The sequence below is a fragment of the Desulfoluna sp. CYM3A genome (assembly GCF_056829965.1).
This window is the reverse complement of sequence record NZ_CP186556.1, coordinates 2,677,826-2,698,309: the sequence shown is the minus strand read 5'-3', so window position 1 is coordinate 2,698,309 and position 20,484 is coordinate 2,677,826. Positions and strand designations below refer to the sequence as shown.

The 20,484-nt window shown below is 59.3% G+C and carries 20 protein-coding genes; 4 read left to right on the top strand and 16 right to left on the bottom strand.

Annotated features, from left to right (window positions below; all coding sequences use genetic code 11):
* Positions 1-9: 9 nt before the first annotated feature.
* A complete protein-coding gene (locus ACOYW1_RS13720; RefSeq protein ID WP_482416023.1) occupies positions 10-477 on the bottom strand; it encodes a hypothetical protein in 468 nt (155 codons plus the stop codon).
* Between the two features lie 453 nt (positions 478-930).
* On the opposite strand from ACOYW1_RS13720, the gene ACOYW1_RS13715 reads away from it, so the two are divergent.
* Positions 931-1,545, top strand: a complete 615-nt coding sequence (locus tag ACOYW1_RS13715; protein WP_482423232.1) for a YkgJ family cysteine cluster protein — start codon at positions 931-933, stop codon at positions 1,543-1,545.
* A gap of 341 nt (positions 1,546-1,886) precedes the next feature.
* Positions 1,887-3,566 (top strand): DEAD/DEAH box helicase, encoded by a 1,680-nt coding sequence (locus ACOYW1_RS13710; RefSeq protein ID WP_482416025.1) that lies wholly within the window; start codon positions 1,887-1,889, stop codon positions 3,564-3,566.
* 24 nt (positions 3,567-3,590) lie between these two features.
* Here the strand turns inward: ACOYW1_RS13710 and ACOYW1_RS13705 are convergent, their stop codons facing one another.
* The 8 genes from ACOYW1_RS13705 to ACOYW1_RS13670 all read right to left on the bottom strand — a co-directional run bounded on the left by ACOYW1_RS13705 (position 3,591) and on the right by ACOYW1_RS13670 (position 10,257).
* Positions 3,591-4,016, bottom strand: coding sequence for a hypothetical protein (locus ACOYW1_RS13705; protein ID WP_482423231.1), 426 nt, complete (start codon positions 4,014-4,016; stop codon positions 3,591-3,593).
* Between the two features lie 215 nt (positions 4,017-4,231).
* Positions 4,232-4,606, bottom strand: a complete 375-nt coding sequence (locus tag ACOYW1_RS13700; protein WP_482416027.1) for a hypothetical protein — start codon at positions 4,604-4,606, stop codon at positions 4,232-4,234.
* Between the two features lie 480 nt (positions 4,607-5,086).
* On the bottom strand, positions 5,087-6,136 hold the full coding sequence (locus ACOYW1_RS13695; protein ID WP_482423230.1) for a metallophosphoesterase: 1,050 nt from the start codon (positions 6,134-6,136) through the stop codon (positions 5,087-5,089).
* A 337-nt stretch (positions 6,137-6,473) separates the two neighbouring features.
* A complete protein-coding gene (locus ACOYW1_RS13690; protein ID WP_180141666.1) occupies positions 6,474-7,205 on the bottom strand; it encodes an amino acid ABC transporter ATP-binding protein in 732 nt (243 codons plus the stop codon).
* Between the two features lie 2 nt (positions 7,206-7,207).
* Entirely contained in the window at positions 7,208-8,215 is a 1,008-nt protein-coding gene (locus ACOYW1_RS13685) for an amino acid ABC transporter permease (protein ID WP_482423229.1), read from the bottom strand.
* Between the two features lie 203 nt (positions 8,216-8,418).
* Complete coding sequence (locus ACOYW1_RS13680) at positions 8,419-9,234, bottom strand: transporter substrate-binding domain-containing protein (RefSeq protein ID WP_482423228.1); 816 nt, start codon at positions 9,232-9,234, stop codon at positions 8,419-8,421.
* A gap of 80 nt (positions 9,235-9,314) precedes the next feature.
* Positions 9,315-9,479 carry a hypothetical protein gene (locus tag ACOYW1_RS13675; RefSeq protein WP_482416030.1) on the bottom strand — a complete coding sequence of 55 codons (165 nt, stop codon included), beginning with the start codon at positions 9,477-9,479 and terminating at the stop codon, positions 9,315-9,317.
* Between the two features lie 115 nt (positions 9,480-9,594).
* A complete protein-coding gene (locus ACOYW1_RS13670) occupies positions 9,595-10,257 on the bottom strand; it encodes an arginine deiminase-related protein (protein WP_482423227.1) in 663 nt (220 codons plus the stop codon).
* Positions 10,258-10,784: 527 nt separating this feature from the next.
* Here ACOYW1_RS13670 and ACOYW1_RS13665 point away from each other — a divergent pair.
* Positions 10,785-11,396 (top strand): MarC family protein, encoded by a 612-nt coding sequence (locus ACOYW1_RS13665; protein ID WP_482423226.1) that lies wholly within the window; start codon positions 10,785-10,787, stop codon positions 11,394-11,396.
* Here ACOYW1_RS13665 and ACOYW1_RS13660 read toward each other — a convergent pair.
* The 4 genes from ACOYW1_RS13660 to guaA form a co-directional block, all read right to left on the bottom strand.
* Positions 11,389-11,847, bottom strand: a complete 459-nt coding sequence (locus ACOYW1_RS13660; RefSeq protein ID WP_482423225.1) for a hypothetical protein — start codon at positions 11,845-11,847, stop codon at positions 11,389-11,391. The genes ACOYW1_RS13665 and ACOYW1_RS13660 overlap by 8 nt on opposite strands.
* A 38-nt stretch (positions 11,848-11,885) precedes the next feature.
* Positions 11,886-13,025 carry a SidJ-related pseudokinase gene (locus ACOYW1_RS13655; RefSeq protein ID WP_482423224.1) on the bottom strand — a complete coding sequence of 380 codons (1,140 nt, stop codon included), beginning with the start codon at positions 13,023-13,025 and terminating at the stop codon, positions 11,886-11,888.
* Between the two features lie 459 nt (positions 13,026-13,484).
* Positions 13,485-14,315 (bottom strand): hypothetical protein, encoded by an 831-nt coding sequence (locus tag ACOYW1_RS13650; RefSeq protein WP_482423223.1) that lies wholly within the window; start codon positions 14,313-14,315, stop codon positions 13,485-13,487.
* Between the two features lie 6 nt (positions 14,316-14,321).
* Complete coding sequence (gene guaA, locus ACOYW1_RS13645) at positions 14,322-15,854, bottom strand: glutamine-hydrolyzing GMP synthase (RefSeq protein ID WP_482416036.1); 1,533 nt, start codon at positions 15,852-15,854, stop codon at positions 14,322-14,324.
* Positions 15,855-16,351: 497 nt separating this feature from the next.
* Here guaA and efp point away from each other — a divergent pair, with 497 nt between their 5' ends.
* Complete coding sequence (gene efp / locus ACOYW1_RS13640) at positions 16,352-16,915, top strand: elongation factor P (protein WP_482416037.1); 564 nt, start codon at positions 16,352-16,354, stop codon at positions 16,913-16,915.
* Between the two features lie 90 nt (positions 16,916-17,005).
* Here the strand turns inward: efp and topA are convergent, their stop codons facing one another.
* From topA to dprA, 3 genes are read right to left on the bottom strand one after another with little or no spacing between them, the layout of a single operon-like run.
* On the bottom strand, positions 17,006-18,760 hold the full coding sequence (gene topA / locus ACOYW1_RS13635; protein WP_482423720.1) for a type I DNA topoisomerase: 1,755 nt from the start codon (positions 18,758-18,760) through the stop codon (positions 17,006-17,008).
* Positions 18,676-19,302, bottom strand: a complete 627-nt coding sequence (locus ACOYW1_RS13630) for a toprim domain-containing protein (RefSeq protein WP_482423222.1) — start codon at positions 19,300-19,302, stop codon at positions 18,676-18,678. The genes topA and ACOYW1_RS13630 overlap by 85 nt, the downstream gene beginning before the upstream one ends.
* On the bottom strand, positions 19,299-20,444 hold the full coding sequence (gene dprA, locus ACOYW1_RS13625) for a DNA-processing protein DprA (protein WP_482423221.1): 1,146 nt from the start codon (positions 20,442-20,444) through the stop codon (positions 19,299-19,301). The genes ACOYW1_RS13630 and dprA overlap by 4 nt, the downstream gene beginning before the upstream one ends.
* Positions 20,445-20,484 lie beyond the last annotated feature (40 nt).

Here is a 20,484-nt window from a genome sequence, read left to right as displayed (position 1 = left end):
GTATTTTTATTAACCGATGCCGTACTCCAGGGGGCGAGAGGCCTGCTCTTCGCCTTCTGGGTCGGACGGCGGGCTGGAGAGATTAAAGAAGCCGGATTGGCCGGTGATGGTCCAGCCGGTGGTATCCCAGAGGTTGGCCCTCTCCATTTCAGAGCCGTGGTAGTAGAGTTCTCCGAGGGGGGTTGTGAGGGTTTCTCCCTTTTTGCCTGAAACGGGAGAGCCGTTATGAAAGAGGTCTCCGTGGATGCCCTGGCTTCGTGTGCCTTTGTTGGTGACGTAGACAACGAGCTTCCAGCCCTCTTTTTCGTAGATTCGCTCGGGCATCTGTTCGCATGCCCGGGTTGTTTTCATTGCTGTGTTGTGGCCCATTTCGCGCGAGGCGTAGGAGGACCCGGATTTCATGGTGGTTCCACCGCAGGACGCGATGAAAACCGTTAAGGCCGTTACGATCAGGATCGACACTTTTTCAAGGCTCATGCAATCAAACTCCTTACAGAAAAAACGTGGCACGCCGCAGGGGGTATTGCCGGGATTGCTGTCAACGCATTAAACAGTCACAGGCGTTGTCGTAAATCCCAAGGCGCCCTGTTGCCGGGTGTCTATGTCAAACGAGTCCATACATATCACAATTAACTTCCTGAATCTACCTTAAAAAAAGCTTTCCATGGGCGCCGGACTCCGGTGGGGGGAGGGAACTTTTTTTCGCGGGCGGGTATTTACCTGGAGACAAACAAAGAAATAAGTTGACATCCTGCCGTTAATGACCGATGCTCCCGTCCGTACCTGACTCCTTTGGGAGATGTCCTTATATCAAGGCGACCTCATACCTGAACGTTCCCGCCCTTTTATAAAGTCCTTCTCAAGTTGGATCCAACATGGTGTTGAGTGCCTTTGGGCCAGGTTTATCCCTTACTTGAAAAGGTGAAAACCATGGCTGAAGGTGCATGGGACGCTGCGGTCCGCGAGGTGCTGGTGCGTGTTGCCGAAGAGTGCCCGCAGGAGGAAGCAGGCCCTCGTCTTGCAGCTGTCGGCTGTGAGATGGGCGAATACATGGTGGCAAAGGTGGAGGCGGATCAGGGGCTTGAAGGAGCCTCGGATTGCCGGAAAGGATGCGGCTGGTGCTGTCATGCCCAGGTCCCCGTGTCCCGGCCCGAAGCGGAATGGCTGCGTGACTGGATGGATACCCATTTCCAGGCGGCCGAGCGCGACGACACCCTGGAGCGGATCGCCCGCAACCTGGACCTCACCAAGGGCCGCTCCCTGGACGAGCGTGTCGCTGTCTGGGATCAGACGCCTTGTATTTTCCTTCATGAAAACGTCTGCCGGGTTTACCCGGTAAGGCCCCTGGTGTGCCGAGCGTGGCACGCCGTGGACAATGAGCAGTGCCGAAGGGCCTTTCTGGCCCGGGAGGCAAACGCCGAAGTCGACAACACCCCCTTCAGGAATTTTATTCTCGGGGTGGTTCGAGACGAACTGGCGCGGCTCATGCCCTGGCCCGGAAACGGTGTTCTGCCGCTCCCGGAGGCCATGGCGCTTCTGGTGTAGAACCGCACCTTTCTCCGCGACTGCACCGCATGGTTATGAAAACCGTTTTTAGTTGATATGTTCGGGCGATCCACCGGGCTGATCCAGAGCCTGTGTGCCGCCCTTTTTGTATGCCCTGTTCGGGGCTTGCGGCCTTCAGGGAAGGCCTTTAAGAAAAATATGTTCGCGACACGTCCTGGGTTTGATGTCTCTTGTGCCTTGTGATGCACTGCGGTGCCGGTGCGAGAAAGGGAAGATATCAGTGGATTCGGTGACGGTTTGCGACAACAACCACCACCACGCCCGTGCGTGATGAAAGAGAGCAAGCGAATATTATGTCCCTTTGTTTTGATGAGTTTGGATTGCGTCAGGAACTGGTTGACGCCGTAGCCGCCCTTGGGTTCACCGAGCCCACCCCCATTCAGGAAAAAGCCCTGGACACCCTGCGAGAGAACACAGGGGACCTTGTGGCCCTTGCCCAGACAGGAACCGGCAAGACCGCGGCCTTCGGCCTTCCCCTGATCAACCGTATCCAGACGGACAACCGCCGTATCCAGGCCGTTGTACTTTGCCCCACCCGTGAACTCTGCATCCAGATTTCTCGGGACTTTCTTGCCTTTGCAACGAACATTCCCTCACTTCAGATCGCCTCCATCTACGGCGGGTCCTCCATTGCCCTTCAGATCCGTCAGGTCAAGCGCGGATCCCAGATCGTTGTGGCTACCCCGGGTCGTCTTCTGGACCTCATGGGACGCGGCGTGGTGGATCTCTCCAATGTGACCAATGTGGTTCTGGACGAAGCAGACGAGATGCTCAACATGGGCTTTAAAGAGGCCATCGACGACATCCTCAAGGAGACTCCGGACTCTTCGGCAACCTGGCTTTTTTCCGCTACCATGCCCAAGGGGGTCGCGGCCATTGCCCGTGGCTTCATGACCGATCCGGTGGAGGTGACCGTGGGCAAGAAAAACAGCGCCTCGGCACGCATCGACCACGAAAACTACGTGGTTCGTCCCGGCGCACAGCTCGTGGCCCTGAAGCGCATTATCGACGGCTACCCGGATATCTACGGGGTGGTCTTCTGCCGCACCCGTCATGAAACCCGGCAGGTGGCAGAATCCCTTCTTGAGGCCGGCTACGATGCCGACGCTCTCCACGGGGACCTCTCCCAGCAGCAGCGCGATGTGGTGATGCAGCGTTTCAGGAACCGTCGCCTCAAGCTCCTCGTGGCAACAGACGTTGCCGCCCGCGGGATCGATGTGGAAGGGATCTCCCACGTGATCCACTTCGGCCTTCCCGATGAGGTGGCGGCCTATACTCATCGCAGCGGGCGAACGGCCCGTGCGGGTCGTTCCGGAAAGTCCCTTGTGATCATGAGCTGGCGCGATCACCGCAAACTCGGCCTTGTGGCCGCACGGTGCGGGATTCGCTTCAAGGCGTGCAAGGTGCCCGAAGGGGAGGCCATCTGCAAACTCAAGCTGGCCGATATGGTGGAGAAGCTCAAGGCTGTTGAGGTGGACTACGACGCCGTGGGCGAGTACCTGCCTTCTGTTTACGAATCCCTTGAGGGGTTGAGCAAAGAAGAGCTGATCAATCAGATCGTGGCCGAGCGGTTCAACAGTGTGGCCGCAGCCTACAAAGGGGCGGAGGACATCAACGACCGCGGTGCGCAGCCCCGTCGTCCCCGTCAGGACCGTGGGAACCGATCCTACGGCGACTCCCGCTCTTCAGGCATGCAGCGCATTACCTTCAACAAAGGGGCCAACAACCGTATCAACCAGGGCGCGGTCATTCGCCTGGTGTGCGAACGTGCCGGTATTTCATCCCGCCAGATCGGACGCATCGACATCGGCAAGGACGCCTCTTACTTTGAGGTGGAAGGCGGGCTGGCCCGTCACGTGTTCCATGCCATGAAAGGAGCGACCCTGGACGGGCAGCGCCTGTTCGTTGAGATGCAGGGTGGAGGGGACTCCGCCTGGCGCGGCGCGCGCCGGACCAACCGTGGCGGCGGTCGCCGACCCCAGGGGCGACGCGCTTCCTGAGCCATGCCCTGACATGTGATTTCGTTAAAAACAAAAAAACGGCCGACGTCTGATGACGTCGGCCGTTTTTGGTTTATGGGGATCAAAATAAAAGCCGCCGGTTGCGATGCCGGCCGGGATGTGCGTTACTGTGGCCGCTGCCGCAGGCATCATGAGAAGATCCTGGCTGACCGTTTGGAATTCACGGTGGATAAGGTGGGGCTGCTGCACCGTGTGGTTCATGTCCCGGATCTCCCTGAGCACATCGGAGGGCACCATGGCATTGAGGGTCGAAAGGACCTGGATGGCGTCCTGCCGGTTCTTTTCTTCGCGGCGTTGTTCTTCCGTTGCCCTTTCTCCCTGAAGGGTGGCAATACCGCTCTGGGCGGTTATTGCCATCATCTCCCGGTCTGTCATGCCTTTGAGCTCTGCAAGGGCATACGGGGAGGTAAACAACAGGCTGCCAATCATCAGTAACGTATAAGCTAATTTTTTTATTGCAGGTGTCATTCTTTTTCTCCATGGCGGGCCGACATCAAACCGTTGACTGGGGGCCCGCCGGATTAAACCCGTACCGGTAGTGTTCCGGGCCCTCGGGGTGCCGCTGCGGTTGGGGTGGTGAGCGGCACGGGCCCGTTGGAACCCGGCTGGCGGGATGCTTGCCGTACGTTGGGAGTCGGGAAAGCTTAGGGGTTGGTGATTTTCAAGGCTTCGTCGATGAAAAACTGGGGAAGCCGCCCGGGTGTGGCCTCATCGAAAAGCTGGCTGATGGTCTGGCCGGATGCCTTTCCTGCCTCGAAGTTGGCGAACTCGGTGAGGCGTTCGTGGGAGTTTTCCACCGGGTATTCGGTGGTGTTGTTGCGCCTCAGGATCTCCCGGTTAACCTCGGTGTTGCGTTCGGCAAGGTGTGCGAGGGCATGCTCGGAGTGGATGCCCCTTGCGCCGGAGATGTCAGCCATGGATCCTTCGGAGAGGCGTTGGGGATCTGCCTGGACGTTGCCGGCAACAAGAAGAGCACCGACGGCAATAAGGGCCAGAATGGTTAACGGAGGTTTTTTCATGGGGCTTCTCCCGTGCCTTGGTGTGGCTGTTGCATGGTTTGGTGTGTCAGGCCGTCACTGCACGCGGAGAAGAGGTGAAAGGGGCATCGGCTGAATGCTGGCTTTGTGACCTGAGGTGTTGCTTACAGGTATTTCACGTTCCGTACCAAGGGGGAGAAAATGGGGCTTTTTTTTAAGGCATGGGGGTGACAGAGGGGGGATGACGCGAATGATGGGGGCTTCGAGGGGGCGTAACCGCATGTGGGGGAAGATCGGTCCGGTGATGGGGGTGGTGGTACCGCTTTGGTTTTGTTCACTATACCACACCCGGGACTATCTTTCCCCTATGGCGAATATGGGGGCGTTCACTATCTGGAACACAGGGGGTTACGAAAAGAGGTGGAGGGTGATTTCGGACGGGGAGCCGAGGCGAAAAGGGGGGCCCCAGAAGCCCGTGCCGCGATTGATGTAGAGGCGGTGGCCGTCTTCTTCGTAGAGCTGCTACTGATGGCTACGCGTGTGGATCACCCAGGTGTAGGGCAGGTACTGCCCGCCGTGGGTGTGGCCGCTGAGGGTGAGGTGGCAGTTCTGGGCCTTGGCCTCGGTGAAGGAGAGGGGCTGGTGGGCCAGGAGAATCCGATAGACGTCTTCCGGGGCACCCGAGAGGGCCTCCTTCGGGCTGGAGGTGTGTTCGGGCACCAGGCGGCCTGCGTGGTAGTCCGTAACCCCCGCAAGGACCAGGGGAGTACCCTTGTAGTCCAGGGTCAGGTGGCTGTTGAGGAGCGTGGTGAAACCCAGCCGCGAGACTTCGTCGAGCCAGGGGCGCACCCCGGAGTAGTACTCATGGTTGCCGGTGATGAAGTATTTACCCATGGGAGGGGCAAGGTCCGCCAGGGGGGCGACATCATCCCTGAGCATGGCCACGGACCCGTCCACGAGATCCCCTGTGAAGACCACCATATCCGGTGACAGGGCAGAGATCTGGCTGACCACCCGTTCCACCATGCTGCGGCGGATGGTGTGGCTGACGTGGAGGTCGCTGATCTGGACGATGCGAAGGCCCTTGAGGCCGGGCTGTACCGCAGGGTGGGTGACGGTGACCACCTCCGGGGCTTTGAGCCCTCCTTTAAGGGCCAGGCCGGCAAGGGTTGCGGTGCTTCCTGCGATGGCCAGGTTGATGCCGTTAATGAGAAAGCCCCGGCGGTCAGGGGCAAAGGGCAGAGCCATGGCCGCGTGGCCTTTTGTGGAGCCAAAGGGAAGAAGGGAGACAAAGGCACCCACCAGGTCCCGAGCCATCACTCCGCAGATCAGGATGGAGTAGGTGCCCATGAGGAGATAGCCCACCCAGGCCATGGCGTCGAACAGGGGGCCTTTCTGCCCCAAGGTTCGCAGGTAAAAAAGCAGGGGGGAAAAGAAGAGGGCGTAGAAAAGGCTCAGCCAGAGAAGAAAGCGGATGAAAACCGGCAGGGGGAGCTGGTTGAAGAATCGGATCCCTCCGAACCAGATGAACACGGAGATGGAGACGATAAGAAAAAGGATAAAGAGGCTCATGGTTTGATTCTTTGGTTGGGTTGTCATGGCGTCGGGCTGCGCGGGGCGGCAGCCTGTGTCGCTGACGCTTGGCCTCCGGTGGCATCGGAGGTCAGGCGGGATTTTTTTTAGAATATCCGGGCCAATGGCATGTTTTATAGTAGGGCAATATGGGGACGCGGCACAATCTAAAATACGCGGTGCCGGTGTGCGGGCATAAAAAAAGCGGCCACCCTGTGGAGGGTGGGCCGCTTTTTGGGTATCGGGGCTCTATGCGATGCACGAAACCGGATGTTTTATGGGCCGGTGGCGCGGCACCGGAATGCACCGGGGCCACAGACACACATGAAAATCCGGGCTAAAGGATCTGGTTGAGAAAGGTCTGTGTGCGCTCGCTTTTGGGGTTGGAGAAGAACTCCTCGGGGGTGCCCTCTTCGATGACGCATCCGCCGTCCATGAAGATGACCCGGTCGGCCACCTCCCGGGCAAAGCCCATTTCATGGGTAACCACCACCATGGTCATGCCTTCCTTGGCAAGGCCTTTCATGACGTCCAGTACCTCGCCCACCATCTCCGGGTCCAGGGCGCTGGTGGGTTCGTCAAAGAGGATGACCTTGGGGTCCATGGCCAGGGACCGGGCAATGGCCACGCGCTGCTGCTGGCCGCCGGAGAGCTGGTTGGGGTAGACCTGGGATTTTTCCTCGATGCCCACTTTTTTAAGGAGCATCATCCCCTTTTCTTCGGCCTCGGCCTTGGAGCGCTTTCTTACGCTCATCTGGGCCATGGTGAGGTTTTCCAGCACGGTTTTGTGGGGAAACAGGTTGAAGGACTGGAACACCATGCCCGCTTCGGCCCGGATGGCATTGATGTTGGCCTTGGGGTCGAGGACGTCGTCGCCGTCGATGGTGATGGAGCCGCTGTCGGCGTACTCCAGTCGGTTCAGGCACCTGAGGAAGGTGCTCTTCCCGGAGCCCGACGGGCCGATGATGACCACCACTTCTCCGGGGGCCACCTCAAGGGAGGCGTCCTTCAGGGCGTGGATTTTGTGGGGCGCATAAAAATATTTATTCACATGTTGTGCACGTATCATGATTACACCGCTCTTTTTTCAAGTTTCTGGACAAGCAGGGAGAAACCGAAGGTGAGGACCAGGTAAAGGGCCGCACAGACGATCCAGAGTTCAAAGGGTTGCAGAGACGAGGTGACCACCTCACGGGTGATTTTGGTCAGCTCACGGACGGAAATGACCCCCAGTAGAGAGGAGTCTTTGATGAGGCTGATGAACTGCCCGGCCAGGGCCGGTAAAATCCGGTTGATGGCCTGGGGCATGATCACCTTGCGCATGGCCTCGGCGTAGCTCATGCCGAGGGACCGGGCCGCCTCCATCTGGCCCACCTGCACGGACTGAATCCCCGCACGGACGATCTCTGCGGTGTAGGCGCCGGTGAAGATGGCCAGGGACAGGATCCCGAACCAGAGGGTGGGGATCTTGGCTATGCCCAGGTCCATGAGGATTCGGTTGACCAGGGTGCCGATGACAAAATACCAGATCATCAGCTGAACCAGCAAGGGGGAGCCTCGAACCAGTTCAATATAAGTGATGGCGGACCATTTGAGGGCCGGGTTGTCCGAGATGCGCATCAGGCCGGTGACAATGCCGATGACCATGGCCAGGATGATGGCGTAGAAGCTCGCCTTGAGGGTGATCCAGAGCCCGTAGAGGAGAAGGCCCGTCTGCCACTTTTTTTCCATGCCCAGGGGGTCGCCGGCGTAGATGTAGTCGCCTTCCGCCGCAAGGAGGCTGCTGGTGGGAAGGGTGTAGGTCTCGGCCTCGCCGACACCTCTCACCGTGACGCGGGTGGTCTTGCCCTCGGTCTCGATCTGGGCCACGAGGCCTGTCTCATTTCGCTGAGGTTCTTCGGCACCCTTCTCCCAGGACACAAAATAGTCCGGCACCTGGTACCAGCGCCACACGTAGTCCACCGACTTGGTGGCCACATACAGGCCGGCCATGCTGAGGATGAGGGCGGCGAAACCGTCCAGAGGGTTTTTTCGGGACGCCTTGGGTCGCGGCGCATCCAGACCCGGGTAAAGTGACATGTCCTGCTCCTTTGTCCGCGGCCGGCATGTGGCGGTTTGCCTGAAGGCTGCGGGAGGGGTCGTGCCCGAACCGGTTGCCGAAGGGCGTCGGTTCGGATCTTAAAGAGGTGAATCGGGGGGGACACAAGACGGCCACGCAACAAATCACCCCGGAAGCTCAAGGCTGCCGGGGTGACTGTGTGCGGAAAACCGTCGGGGTCCGATTACATATTTTTAAACCACTTGGTGCTCGTGATCCACTTGTGGTGGAGACGGTCGTAGGTGCCGTCTGCCTTGATCTGGCGAACGAAGTTGTTCAAAAAGTTGAGGAAATCGGGGTCGCCTTTGCGGATGCCCATGCCCAGGGGCTCGTAGGTGAAGGGCTCGTCCAGGAGGATCGCTTTGCCTTCTCCGTGCTGGGCCATGAACACGACGCCGAAGGGCAGATCGTAGACAAAGGCGTCGGACTGGCCGTTGACCACGTCCATGGCGCCGTCGGCCTCCTTGTCAAAGGACTTGTACTTGGCCTTGGGGATCATGCGCTTGGTGGCCATCTCGCCGGTGGTGCCGATGCGTGAGGCAACGGTGTACTTGGGATCGTTCAGGTCCTTATAGGAGTGGACCTTGTCCTTGAGGCGCTTGTTCAGGATGATGGCCTGACCCACCACGATGTAGGGCTCGGGGAAGTTGATCTGGGTGTTGCGGCTCTGGGTGATGGTCATGCCGCTGAGGATGACATCGAACTTGTCGGTGAGCAGGGCGGGGATGATCCCGTCGAAATCGGTGTTGACGATGGTGAGCTTGACGCCCAGGGACTTGGCCAGGAGCTTGGCGATGTCAATGTCGAAGCCGACGATGTTTCCCTTTTTGTCGGTCATCTCAAAGGGCTGGTAGCCGGGGTCAAGGCCGATGCGGAGTTCTTTGCGTTCCAGGATCTTGTTCAGAGTGGACTTCTTGGCCAGTTCAATGTCGTCTGCGAATCCCTGGGTGGCAAATGCCAGCAGGCACAGGGACGCAATCAGCATCTGTTTGAGCTTCATCGGTGAATAATCCTCCAGTTCGTTCTCTCCGTTAACACATAACCCTTACGGTCAGGCGGGTGCAAGGCACGGCCTTTGGATCAATACTTGCCTTCCGTAAGGACCTCTTTGATGATCATTTTTTTTCGACAGACGGGGCAGTCCGGCATTTTTTCATCGGGAAGGTAGATGATCTGGCTGCGTTTGCACTGCGGGCAGTGCACCTCCACCGCTTCCCTTTTGTATCGGTTTTTGATGATGTCCATGGGACCTCCTCGTCAAAAAGACTGGTAACATTAAACCAGGGACAGACAGGTCAGCCCGCCGTCCATTTTCCGCGTTTCGCTGGTGTCCAGCTCCACAATGGGAAGCGCCAGCGCCTCAAGCTTTGCCCGTGTTTTGGGGAAGCCTTTGGGCATGATCAGTGTCTGTCATAAGGGGCGTTGCGTACTCTTCTTCCGGGTCCAGTACGATGAGGGTGTAGTCCTTGAGCTCGCTGCGGTCCTTGAAGGCTTCGGTGACCAGCAGGGTGTTTTTTCCCACGTAGTTGACGCTGGACTTGAAGTGGAGCCCGGCGGCCACGGGGACGGGGGTCCATGTGTAGCCGTGTCGGCTGACGATGCCGCCCAGCTGGGAGGCGCCCTCCTCATTGGTTCGATCGGAGACGCCGATGAAGAAATGGCGATCCACCATGAGGATATCGCCGCCGTCCACGGTGCCCGGGGCCGTGATCTTTTCAAGGGTGCGGTGGGCAGTCAGGGCCTTTTCGATGGTGACCTCTTCGCCTTTTCGCGCATCGGCTCCGGGGTTGGTGATGACGGCTGCTTCGGGAAAAACCACGGCGGTGTCCTCCACAAAGTGGGCATCCGGGTAGGCCTCTTCCGCCTCAAGCTCCTCCACCGCAAGGCCCAGGTCCTTCAGGGCCTGAACATAGGCTGCGTGCTGAGCAAGCATTGTATCATAGTTCGGGGCACCCAGGGTCTGCGTGGTGATGCCTTTGGCGAAATTCTTACAGGGTTTTCTGACGATAGCTTTCTGAAACATAGCGAAACCACCAACTCCTTACAACAATAACGGTAACCGATCCCTTCCACAGCAGAAAAAGTAACTGATGCATAGCCATGGTGCCGTCGGCGGGCAACAAACGGGTCAACAGAGCCGGGACCGTCATGCGGGCAACCCGAGAGTGCGAACGTATCCTAAAAAATAGATGACGTTACGTTTTTAGTCGTGGAAAGAAGTCATGTCAACCCTATTTCAAAAGGGGGCCGGAAAATCGGGGGCGCGACGGGGCGAACGTCCACGCGGCTTACTGAAACATCCAGAGATACAAGGGGTTGCCGGGCGGGTGACGCGGGAACGGACGGCAGGGTTTCGAGCTCGGTATGGAAACTCCTTTCTTTTGTTCTTCAGGTGGGTTAGAAAACAGGGGTTGCCTCTTTGAAGCATTCCTTAAAAAATAACGGCGGTTGACACAACAGCCTGCCCCGGACCCTTTCCGGCCAGGGTGGTGGCTTCTTGCGGCAAGCCGCCTTTTATCACCTTATCATGCGTTTTTCTGGAATCGAACCATGCCTGTTGAAACGTTTCTCCATGCCCTGACATCGTATTTTGTCATCATCGACCCCCTGGGGGCCGCCATTATTTTCGATGCCTCTACCGACGGAAAGGGCTGCTCCGACAGCTGGCACACCATGGCCGTGAAGTCCATTGCGGTCTCCACGTGCATTATCCTGGCCTTTGGCTTTTTCGGGGAGGTCCTCCTGACCCGCCTGGGCATCAGCATTGAGTCCTTGCGCGTGGCCGGGGGGCTCCTTTTGTTTTACACGGCGTTTCACATGATCACCGGCTCCGATTCTCACCAGCAGAGTGGGAGCATCCAGGGGCTGACGGACATCAGCGTGTATCCCATGTCCATCCCGCTTTTGTCCGGCCCCGGGTGCCTGACCCTCACCATTCTGCTCTTTTCCGGTGCCACAGGCACCGCCGAGATGGTCGCCGTGGTAGGGGCCGCCCTTATCATCAACACCATCACCCTTGTATCGTTTCTCTTTGCAGGCACTGTGATGCGGTGCATCGGAGGGACCGGCGACGACATTATCAAGCGTCTTTTCGGCGTGCTTCTGGCAGCCCTGGCCATTCAGTTCATCGCCGACGGCATCCGTCAGCTGGCCGCTATGTAGGGCTGTCTGCGGGGCCGGTGGGCCTTGTGAACGTGTCGAGGTGGGATTTCAGCGTGTTTTTTTCGGCATGGAGAAGGGGACGCCAGGTGATGGTGTAGATGGTCTCATCACCGTCGTGGTATGCGGGGGTGAAATGGGCCGCGTGGAAGGCCTCTTTGAGGAAGGGGTCGCACTCGATCCACAGGGTGCGCCGGATGCACAGATCAAAGGTGCGGAAAATGTGACGCCCCAGGCTTTCTGCGCAGATACGGCGCCGCGGGCCCTCGGAGATGTCTTCTGCAAGCACCACATGGCGTTTCAGGGGCATGGCAAAGGGCGTGTCCGCGGCCAGGTCGATGATGCGCAGTCGGCACGTGATAAGGCAGGGGGAACTTTGGCCGTCCTGCCCCGCACACTCCCTGCATCCCCCTTGGGGGCCGTTCCATCGATAGATATCATCGTAGATGAGCAAAACCGGCTCTCCTTGTTTCTGTAGACCCTGGGGACGGGTTACGGTGCCTTTGCCAGAAACCCGTCGGTTATTGTAATGGATGCGAGGGTGGCCGTAAACTCAATTAATTCAGGACAGGATATTTTTCCATTGAATTTGGCTGAGGTGGGGGCCGTGAGGATGATGTCGGCCACCCCCTTTTGCACGCATTGCGCCTCCTCCTCGCTGTAGCCCCGTTCCATCAAGAAATCCCTGAAAGCTTCCTCCGTCATGGTCTGCTGGTCCCGTGCCCGCAGGATCTCTTCCATGTGGCGATCCTCCCCCATTTCGTCTGTCATTCGCCGGGCCAGGGCCTTGATATCCGTTGAACAGAAGTGACCCTGATCCTTTCCCGTATATCCCCTGTAGTACCCGGTTGCAATGGCCGCCAGCATGGCGGTGAGTTTGTCCTGGGAAAAGAGAGACCGGTGATCGGTGCGGCCGGGGGAAGGGGAGGGGCCTGCTTCGCCCTCCCTGCTTCGGAAATGGCTCCCCGCCACCAGGAGGAGGCTCAGGATCTGGTCCCCCATGGTGCGGTAGGTGTCACTTAAGGAGAGTTCCGGCACGGTTTCCATGTGCTCAAAATCCCTGAGTCCGGAGAGGCCGAAGTTGGGAAACCGGCAGGAGGCGAGCCAGCGGTCCAGCCGCCCTCCCTTCTGCCACAGATAAATTCCCTCGTCGTCCCTGCGGTCGGTCTGGACGCGGTTGTGGAAGAGAGGGACCGGTGCGGTGTGAAGAATGCCCCGGGCGGCAAGGTGCCCGAAGAGAAACGCCGCTGTTTTAAGGACCTCCGTGGCTTGCTTCGTCTCCATGGGGGCCGTGGGCTCGTTGGGGTAGGTGAAGTAGGCCGGTGTGGTGAGAAAGGCCATGGCCGTATCCGATGCCGCTTCCGGGGGAAGCCCCGTCATGCGCATGAGGGCAGGGCCCACCGGGGTGGGGACGTGGGATCCTGCGGGGAGTATGGAGGCCAGGGCGCGCATCCAGTACCATTCGGCGGACAGACCTGCCGGGTCTTCACCGGGACGGGCGCATTTGATGACCAGGGTCTGGGAGCGGTGATGGAAGAGAAGGCTGCGGCCCGCAGGGTGGGCCGCGGTGTTCGGGGGAAATGGGAAGGCCTGAGCGCCTCGGCCAGGGGCCGAAGGGCCGGGGCGGGGCATGGCCCGGCAGGAGGAAGGGCAGCCTCCCGGGGGGCAAGGCAGCGGCAGGCCGTGCAGACGGCCATGTGACGGGGGCCCGATGCCTCACCGCACAGGGTGCTGACACCATGCAGGGCCAGCCGGGCAACGGGATGGTCCGGGCCCAGCTTCCACGCGGTGTCGGTGAGGACATGCGCCAGGCGTTCGTAGAAGAAGTAGGCGGTGCGCCGGTTCTCGAACCGGGGGTCTGCCAGGCAGGCGAGGAGCATTCGGGCCCCTTCTTCCGTCAGGTTCTCCGGGCTTTCCTCGCAGGCATTTTCCAGGGCACCGGCGGCGAGAAACAGGGCGTTGTAACCCCGCGATGCGGAAAAGAGCCGTTCGATGTCTTCGGCGCTGGAGGTCATGGGCTCCTGTAAGCAAAAGGGGCCATGCCGCGGCATGGCCCCTTGGGTTGGTGTATGGCTGGCGGGAAACGACGGGTCAGCCGCCGATCTCCTGCTCGCTGATGGTGCCTGCCGGTGAGGCGGGCGGGGGTGTCTCCGCAGGAGGAGCTGCCGGCGCTGCCGGTTCCGGAGTGGCGTGACTCTCCCTTTCAAGGGCGTCCATGCGGGCGCCGAGGGCGGTGCGTACCTCGTCAATGCGGACCTGAAGGAGGATGCGCTCCTTCTTCAGGCGCTTGTCGAGTTCCGCCAGGGAGGGCAAGGAGCCGGAGAGCTGGGTGAGCTCTTTGCGGGCAGCGGCAAGGTCGGCTTTGAGCCGTGTGATCCCTTTGGCGTCGGCCGCGCTTTTCTTCTCCAGCTTCCGGGTGCGGTCGATGGCTTCGTCCACATCGGACTGGGCCAGGGCCAGGGCCTTGTCGTTTTTATCCAGTCGGCCGGTAAGGGCGCCCAATCGGGTCTCGGTCTGTTTCTTGGTGAGCCGGGTGGCCACGATGAAGTCAACATCCTTCTGGGCTTTTCCGACCTTTTTCTCCAGGGTTCTGATCCGGGTCTTGATGCCCCCCAGTTCTTCGCCCAGGAGTTTTTCAAGCCGGGCGTTTTTGACCTGGAGGGAGGAGACCATGCGCTCCATGTCCTTGGAGGCGCTGCGCACCTCCTTGGAGCCGGTGTCTTTGAACGCCGCCATCCTCCGGTTCATGTCCACATAGCCGAAGATCATCACGATGCCGATGAGGCAGGGCATGATGACGGCGATGAGCGTCACCTTGAGGTTGAGGCTGTCCAGCCGGGAACGTTCGGGTTCTCCTAAGTTCACCGGCTCATCCCTGTTGTCGGACCCGAACACGAACCGTTCGTCGTTTTTCTTGTCCATACGGGCCTATTCCCATTCAATGGTTCCTGGGGGTTTGGAGGTGATGTCGTACACCATGCGGTTGACCCCGTTGACTTCGTTGATCACCCGGTTGGAGATGCGGGCCAAAAGGTCGTGGGGGAGGCGTGCCCAGTCGGCGGTCATGGCGTCCTTGCTGGTGACGGCGCGCATGGCCACGGTGTAGTCGTAGGTTCGCTGGTCGCCCATGACGCCCACGCTCTTGATGGGGAGCAGAACGGCAAAGGACTGCCAGACCTTCTTGTAGAATCCGGCCTTTTTGATCTCTTCCACGATGATGGCGTCGGCTTCCCGCAGGATGTCGAGGCGTCTCTTGGTGATCTCGCCCAGGACGCGGATACCCAGGCCGGGGCCGGGGAAGGGCTGGCGCCAGACCAGGTCGTCGGGGATGCCCATCTCTTCGCCCAGGGCGCGGACTTCGTCCTTGAAGAGGTACTTCAGGGGCTCTACGAGCTTGAGCTTCATGTCCTCGGGGAGGCCGCCCACGTTGTGGTGGGACTTGATGACATCCGAGGCACCGCCGAATACGGACTGGGACTCGATGACATCCGGGTAGAGGGTGCCCTGGCCGAGGAACTCGGCCCCTTCCACTTTGGAGGCTTCGTCTTCAAAGACGTCGATGAAGATGTTGCCGATGAGCTTTCGCTTCTGCTCAGGGTCGGAGACGCCGTCCAGGGCGGTGAGGAACCGCTCGGAGGCATCCACGAACTTGATGTTCAGGTCCAGCTTGTCGGTGAGGGACTCTTCCAGCTTTTCACGCTCGTTGAGGCGCATGAGGCCGTTGTCCACGAAGATGCAGGTGAGGTTCCTGCCGATGGCCTTGTGGATCAGCACGGCGGCAACGGTGGAGTCCACGCCGCCGGAGAGGCCCAGGATCACCTTTTTGTCGCCCACGGTGGCCTTGATCTCCTCCACGGAGGATTTGACGACGTTCTCCATGGTCCAGGTGCGCTCGCACTTGCAGACGTCGAAGAGGAAGTTGGAGAGCATCTCGCGGCCCTTGAGGGAGTGCTCCACTTCGGGGTGGAACTGCAGGCCGTAGAATTTACGGGCCGGGTCGGCTGCCGCTGCAAAGGGGGTGTTGTCGGTGGTGCCGGTGGGCACAAAACCTTCGGGAAGCTGGGTGATGGAGTCTCCGTGGCTCATCCAGCACTGGGTCGGGGACTCGATCCCCTCGAAGATGCGGCAGGGCTCTTTGATGGAGAGCTCGGCAAAACCGTACTCGCGCTTGTCGGAGCGCTTGACCTCGCCGCCCAGGGTGCTGACCATGAACTGCATCCCGTAGCAGATGCCCAGGACCGGGATGCCCAGGTCGAAGATGGCGCTGTCTACCTGGGGGCTGTTTTCATCGTAGATGCTGCAGGGACCACCGGAAAGGATGATGCCCTCGGGCTTGAGTTCCTTGATGTAATCCAGGGTGGCGACGGTCGGGGCGTCCACCTGGCAGTACACGTTGAACTCACGGACGCGGCGTGCGATGAGCTGGTTGAATTGTGAGCCGAAATCGATGATTAATATCATGATATTCCTTTTATGTTTGGTCGCTTTGCAGATAAAGTGCGATGTTGCCTTTCTTCCAGGGGCGGCACCGCAGTTGTCGGATGCTTTTTTGTAGGGTTTACAGGGACATCGGACGTGGTGCCTTTTTTTGTGAAACCGATGGTCTTCACTTTAATCCGTGCATTTACCATATCAGGGAAAAAATGGAAAGGGGATCATCCCCCGTCCTCAGGGGCCCGGCGTTGCCAATGGGGGCTTCATGTGGTAAAAAAACGGTGAGCCGTCTGTGTTTCAAGCCAGGGGGCGTTGCAGTCGGTAAAAGGGACATGGAAGAGATCGGGCCGAATGCGTGGTTGCTCAGCCCCTGCACCTGAAGGGTGACGGGCCGTTGTCACGTCGTCGGGACGGCCCCACTGTGCGCGAGACGCGGCGATTCTCTCCTGTGATCCATCAGAACAGATGATATCAACGGGCCCGGACGATGCGGGCCATGAAAAAAAGACAAGGACAGGCAGACGATGATTGAATGTGGCGAACTGCGAAAAGGCCTCAAACTTGAGATTGACGGTGAACCCTATGTGATTGTTCAGTTTGAGTTCGTAAAGCCCGGTAAGGGCCAGGCGCTTTACAAGTGCAAACTCAAGAACATGATCAACGGCACTCAGTTTGACAGGACCTACCGCTCCGGTGAAAAATTTACCAAAGCAAGCCTGGAAGAGCGTGAGATGGAGTATCTCTATTTTGACGGGGATGCCTACAGCTTCATGGACACCCAGAACTACGAGCAGGAGTTTCTCTCCGCAGACCAGGTCGCAGACGTCATTCCCCTGCTCAAGGAGAACACCAAGTGCTCCGTACTCATGTTTGACGGGCGCGCCATCGGCGTGACCCTTCCCAACTTTGTGGAGCTGCTGATCACCAAGTGCGATCCCTGGGTCAAGGGCGATACCGCCACCAACAACTACAAGCCTGCCACCGTGGAAACCGGTTATGAGATCCAGGTGCCTCCCTTTGTGAACGAAGGCGAGGTTATCCGCATCGATACCCGTACCGGAGAGTACTCTGAGCGTGTGAAAAAATAAGCATCGGCGCCCATGGCGCTGTGTCACCGAACGAAAAAAGGGCCCATCCTTCCGGATGGGCCCTTTTTTATTTCCGGGCCATGCCGGGAATCAGGCTTCCTCTTTCTTTTCCACGGGCTCCTTGAAGCCGCAGCCCTCGGTGAGGCACTTCAGGAAGGTGCCGTCGCGCTTGGTGGTTTTTTCCACCAGGTAAGGGGCTCCGCAGAGGTCACAGGGGCGGGGAATGGGCTTGTCCCAGATGGCAAAGCTGCAGTCCGGGTACTTGTTGCACCCGTAAAACACCTTGCCCCGCTTGGAGCGCTTCTCCACGATGGTGCCGTCGCATCCCTTTTCAGGGCAGGGGACCCCGGTGTCTGCGCCGGATCCCGAGCCGCCGTCGCCGTTGACTCCCATGGTGTTCTTGCAGTCGGGGTAGCCGCTGCATGCCAGGAACTCGCCGTAGCGGCCCTGCTTGAGGAGCATGGGCTTGCCGCACTTGTCGCAGACCTTCCCTTCGGCCAGTTCAAAGGAGGGCTCGATGGGGTGGATGACGCCCTTGTCGTCCCGCTCGTAGTTTCGGGAGTAGTCGCACTCGGGATACCCGTTGCAGGCGATGAAGGTGCCGTTTCGGCCGATCTTGAGGTGAAGCTTCTCTTTGTTGCATTTGGGGCAGGTGAGCTCGGTCTCGATGCCTACGCCCTTGATGCTGATCATGTTGGCGGTGGCCTCTTCCAGCTCCTTGTCGAAGGAGGAGTAAAATTCACCTAAGAGGGTGAGGTAGTCGATCTCCGAGGCTTCCACCTTGTCCAGGTTGTTTTCGAAGCTGGCCGTGAACTCCACGTTGAAGACATCCGGGAAGTTGGCCACCAGCAGGTCGTTGACGATGAACCCGAGTTCGCTGGGGCGGAAGTAGCGGTTCACCAGCTCCACGTACCCTTTGTTCCGGATGGTGGAGAGGATGGTGGCGTAGGTACTCGGACGCCCGATGCCGTTCTCTTCCAGCTCCTTGACAAGGGAGGCTTCGGAGAAACGGGGGGGCGGGGAGGTGAAGTGCTGCTTGGGATCCAGGTTGAGCAGCGAAAGGGCCTCGCCTTCGGCCAGTTCGGGCAGGTGCTGCTTCTTGTCGTCCTCTTTTTTGCCTTCATCGTAGGTGTAGAGGGTCATGAAGCCGGGGAACCGGACCGTGGAGCCGGAGACGGACAGGGTAAACCGGCCCGAGGCAATGCCCACGCTGACCTGGTCGATGAGGGCCTGCTGCATCTGGGAGGCGATGAAGCGTTTCCAGATGAGGGTGTAGAGAAGGCGCTGATCCTCGTCCAGGTAGGCTGCGACCTTTTCCGGGGTGTTGAAGACGCTGGTGGGGCGGATGGCCTCGTGGGCGTCCTGGGCTTTGTTCTTGTTCTTGAAGAAGCGGGGTGCGTCGATGGCGTAATCGTTGCCGAATTTCCCCCGGATGAACTCTCCGGCTTCCACGGCCGCCTCGTTGGCGATACGCGTGGAGTCGGTACGCATGTAGGTGATGAGGCCGACGGGTTCGCCCGGGCCGAGTTCCACCCCTTCGTAGAGCTGCTGGGCCACGCTCATGGTTTTACGCGCAGAGAAGCGGAGGCGGTTGATGGCCTCCTGCTGGAGTTTACTGGTGGTGAAGGGGGGCAGGGGATTCCGCTTTTTGGTGCGGCGGGTGATTTTCTCTACCTTGTAGGGATTGTCCCGCAGTTCGTCCACCATGGCATGGGCGGCATCGCCGTTTTTGATCTCGGCTTTTTTGCCGTCCACCTTGGTCAGCTTGGCCACGAAGGAGCTGTCGGCCTGGCCTTTGAGTTCGGCGGCAATGCTCCAGTACTCTTCGGGCTCAAACCGGTGGATGGCATGCTCGCGTTCGCAGATGATGCGAACGGCAACGGAGAACAACGCCCTGCGCTGAGCCCACCCTGAACCTTTTTCCAGAGCAGGGGGGAGACCTGGTACCCCACGAGCCGGTCGAGGATACGCCGGGCCTGCTGGGCGTCGTAGCGGTTGTAGTTGAGCTCTGTGGGGTTATTTAAGGCCTCTTCGATGCCGCGCTTGGTCAGCTCGTGAAAGAGGACCCTTTTAAAGGTGCGATCCTTTCCCTTGAGGATGTCGGCCGTGTGGAAGGCAATGGCCTCTCCTTCGCGGTCGGGGTCAGGGGCGAGATAGATCTCGGTGGCATTTTCCGCGGCGGCCTTGAGTTCCTTGATGACCTTGGACTTGCCTTTGATCTGGAGATACTTGGCCTTAAACCCCTTTTCAATGTCAATGCCCATCTCCCGGGGGGGCAGGTCTTTGATGTGACCTGAGGTGGCCGCAACATTGTAGGTTTTTCCAATATATTTTTTGAGGGTCCGCACCTTGGTGGGGGACTCCACGATAACCAGGGGTTTGCTCACGATTTCTCCTCTTTCAGCGAAAAGAGTTTTCCGGGGGATCGTACCACCACGCCTTTTAATTCGAGGCTCAACAACACGGCGGAGAGGCGACCCGCCCCCATGGGAACATTTTGTAAAATATCGTCAATATGAGACGGATACAAGTCAAGGACCTTTAATACAGAGATCTCCTCATGATCAAGAGAAAATTTCGACAGGTCCGGTTTCTTCGGGTTTTGATTCGGCTTGGAATAGCTGAGATCACGGTGTGTTGACGTTGTTTTTTTGGCGGCGTGGATGTGGGCCGCGAATTCTTCCGTTATATCTGCCGACGACGCCACCAGTTTAGCCCCCTCCCGAATGAGGTGGTGGGTACCGGCGCTCTGGGAGGCGCGAATGTGGCCCGGAACGGCAAAGACTTCTCTGTTCTGGTCGGCCGCGCAGCGGGCGGTGATAAGGGAGCCGCTTTTCAGGGAGGCTTCCACCACCACGGTTCCCAGGCTGAGGCCGCTGATGATGCGGTTGCGCATGGGAAAATGGTGGGCCTCGGGTGAGCTGTCGTAATCAAATTCGGAGATCAGGGCACCGGAGCGGGCAATGGCATCGGCCAGCCGCCTGTTTTCCGGAGGGTAGATCCTGCCCAGGCCGCAGCCCAGAACGGCAACGGTGTGTCCCTGTGCTGCAAGGGCGCCTTTGTGGGCTGCCGTGTCGATGCCCCGTGCCAGGCCGCTGACCACGGTGAACCCGGAACCGGCGAGTTCTCCTGCCAGGTCCGAAGCATTGTTGAGGCCGTAGGAGGTGGCTTTTCGAGAGCCCACAAGGGCCACCATGGCCGACTCGGGGTCTAAATGGCCCGAGATCTGGAGCAGGGGTGGCGGATCGTGAATGGTCGCCAAAAGTCGCGGATAATCCCCGTGGGTCAGGGGCAGGAGGGTGATTCCTGCGTCACGGGCCCGGTCATGGCTGCGACGGGCACGGTCGCTGAGCCTGTGGGTGCGGATGGCCTCGGCAAGGCGATGGGAGATGCCATCCACTCGAACCAGGCTTTTCGCGTCGGCTTCAAAGACCGTTTCGGGGTTTCCAAAGGCCTGTATCAATCGTTTGAACAGCAGGTTCCCGACGCCGGGGACTTCCTTGAGGGCGAACCAGGGCAGAAGGTTCATCGGTATAAGATCCGAATCGTTCGAGATCGTGGGCTCAGCC

What these genes read in the sequence shown, in the direction of transcription:
- ACOYW1_RS13650 (WP_482423223.1), bottom strand. Translation starts at nt 14,315, where the DNA reads ATGGACAAGAAAAACGACGAACGGTTCGTGTTCGGGTCCGACAACAGG.
- ACOYW1_RS13720 (WP_482416023.1), bottom strand. Translation starts at nt 477, where the DNA reads ATGAGCCTTGAAAAAGTGTCGATCCTGATCGTAACGGCCTTAACGGTT.
- ACOYW1_RS13685 (WP_482423229.1), bottom strand. Translation starts at nt 8,215, where the DNA reads ATGTCACTTTACCCGGGTCTGGATGCGCCGCGACCCAAGGCGTCCCGA.
- ACOYW1_RS13700 (WP_482416027.1), bottom strand. Translation starts at nt 4,606, where the DNA reads ATGAAAAAACCTCCGTTAACCATTCTGGCCCTTATTGCCGTCGGTGCT.
- ACOYW1_RS13680 (WP_482423228.1), bottom strand. Translation starts at nt 9,234, where the DNA reads ATGAAGCTCAAACAGATGCTGATTGCGTCCCTGTGCCTGCTGGCATTT.
- ACOYW1_RS13675 (WP_482416030.1), bottom strand. Translation starts at nt 9,479, where the DNA reads ATGGACATCATCAAAAACCGATACAAAAGGGAAGCGGTGGAGGTGCAC.
- ACOYW1_RS13715 (WP_482423232.1), top strand. Translation starts at nt 931, where the DNA reads ATGGCTGAAGGTGCATGGGACGCTGCGGTCCGCGAGGTGCTGGTGCGT.
- dprA (WP_482423221.1), bottom strand. Translation starts at nt 20,444, where the DNA reads ATGAACCTTCTGCCCTGGTTCGCCCTCAAGGAAGTCCCCGGCGTCGGG.
- ACOYW1_RS13655 (WP_482423224.1), bottom strand. Translation starts at nt 13,025, where the DNA reads ATGCCCCGCCCCGGCCCTTCGGCCCCTGGCCGAGGCGCTCAGGCCTTC.
- ACOYW1_RS13670 (WP_482423227.1), bottom strand. Translation starts at nt 10,257, where the DNA reads ATGTTTCAGAAAGCTATCGTCAGAAAACCCTGTAAGAATTTCGCCAAA.
- guaA (WP_482416036.1), bottom strand. Translation starts at nt 15,854, where the DNA reads ATGATATTAATCATCGATTTCGGCTCACAATTCAACCAGCTCATCGCA.
- ACOYW1_RS13690 (WP_180141666.1), bottom strand. Translation starts at nt 7,205, where the DNA reads ATGATACGTGCACAACATGTGAATAAATATTTTTATGCGCCCCACAAA.
- ACOYW1_RS13695 (WP_482423230.1), bottom strand. Translation starts at nt 6,136, where the DNA reads ATGAGCCTCTTTATCCTTTTTCTTATCGTCTCCATCTCCGTGTTCATC.
- ACOYW1_RS13665 (WP_482423226.1), top strand. Translation starts at nt 10,785, where the DNA reads ATGCCTGTTGAAACGTTTCTCCATGCCCTGACATCGTATTTTGTCATC.
- ACOYW1_RS13705 (WP_482423231.1), bottom strand. Translation starts at nt 4,016, where the DNA reads ATGATTGGCAGCCTGTTGTTTACCTCCCCGTATGCCCTTGCAGAGCTC.
- efp (WP_482416037.1), top strand. Translation starts at nt 16,352, where the DNA reads ATGATTGAATGTGGCGAACTGCGAAAAGGCCTCAAACTTGAGATTGAC.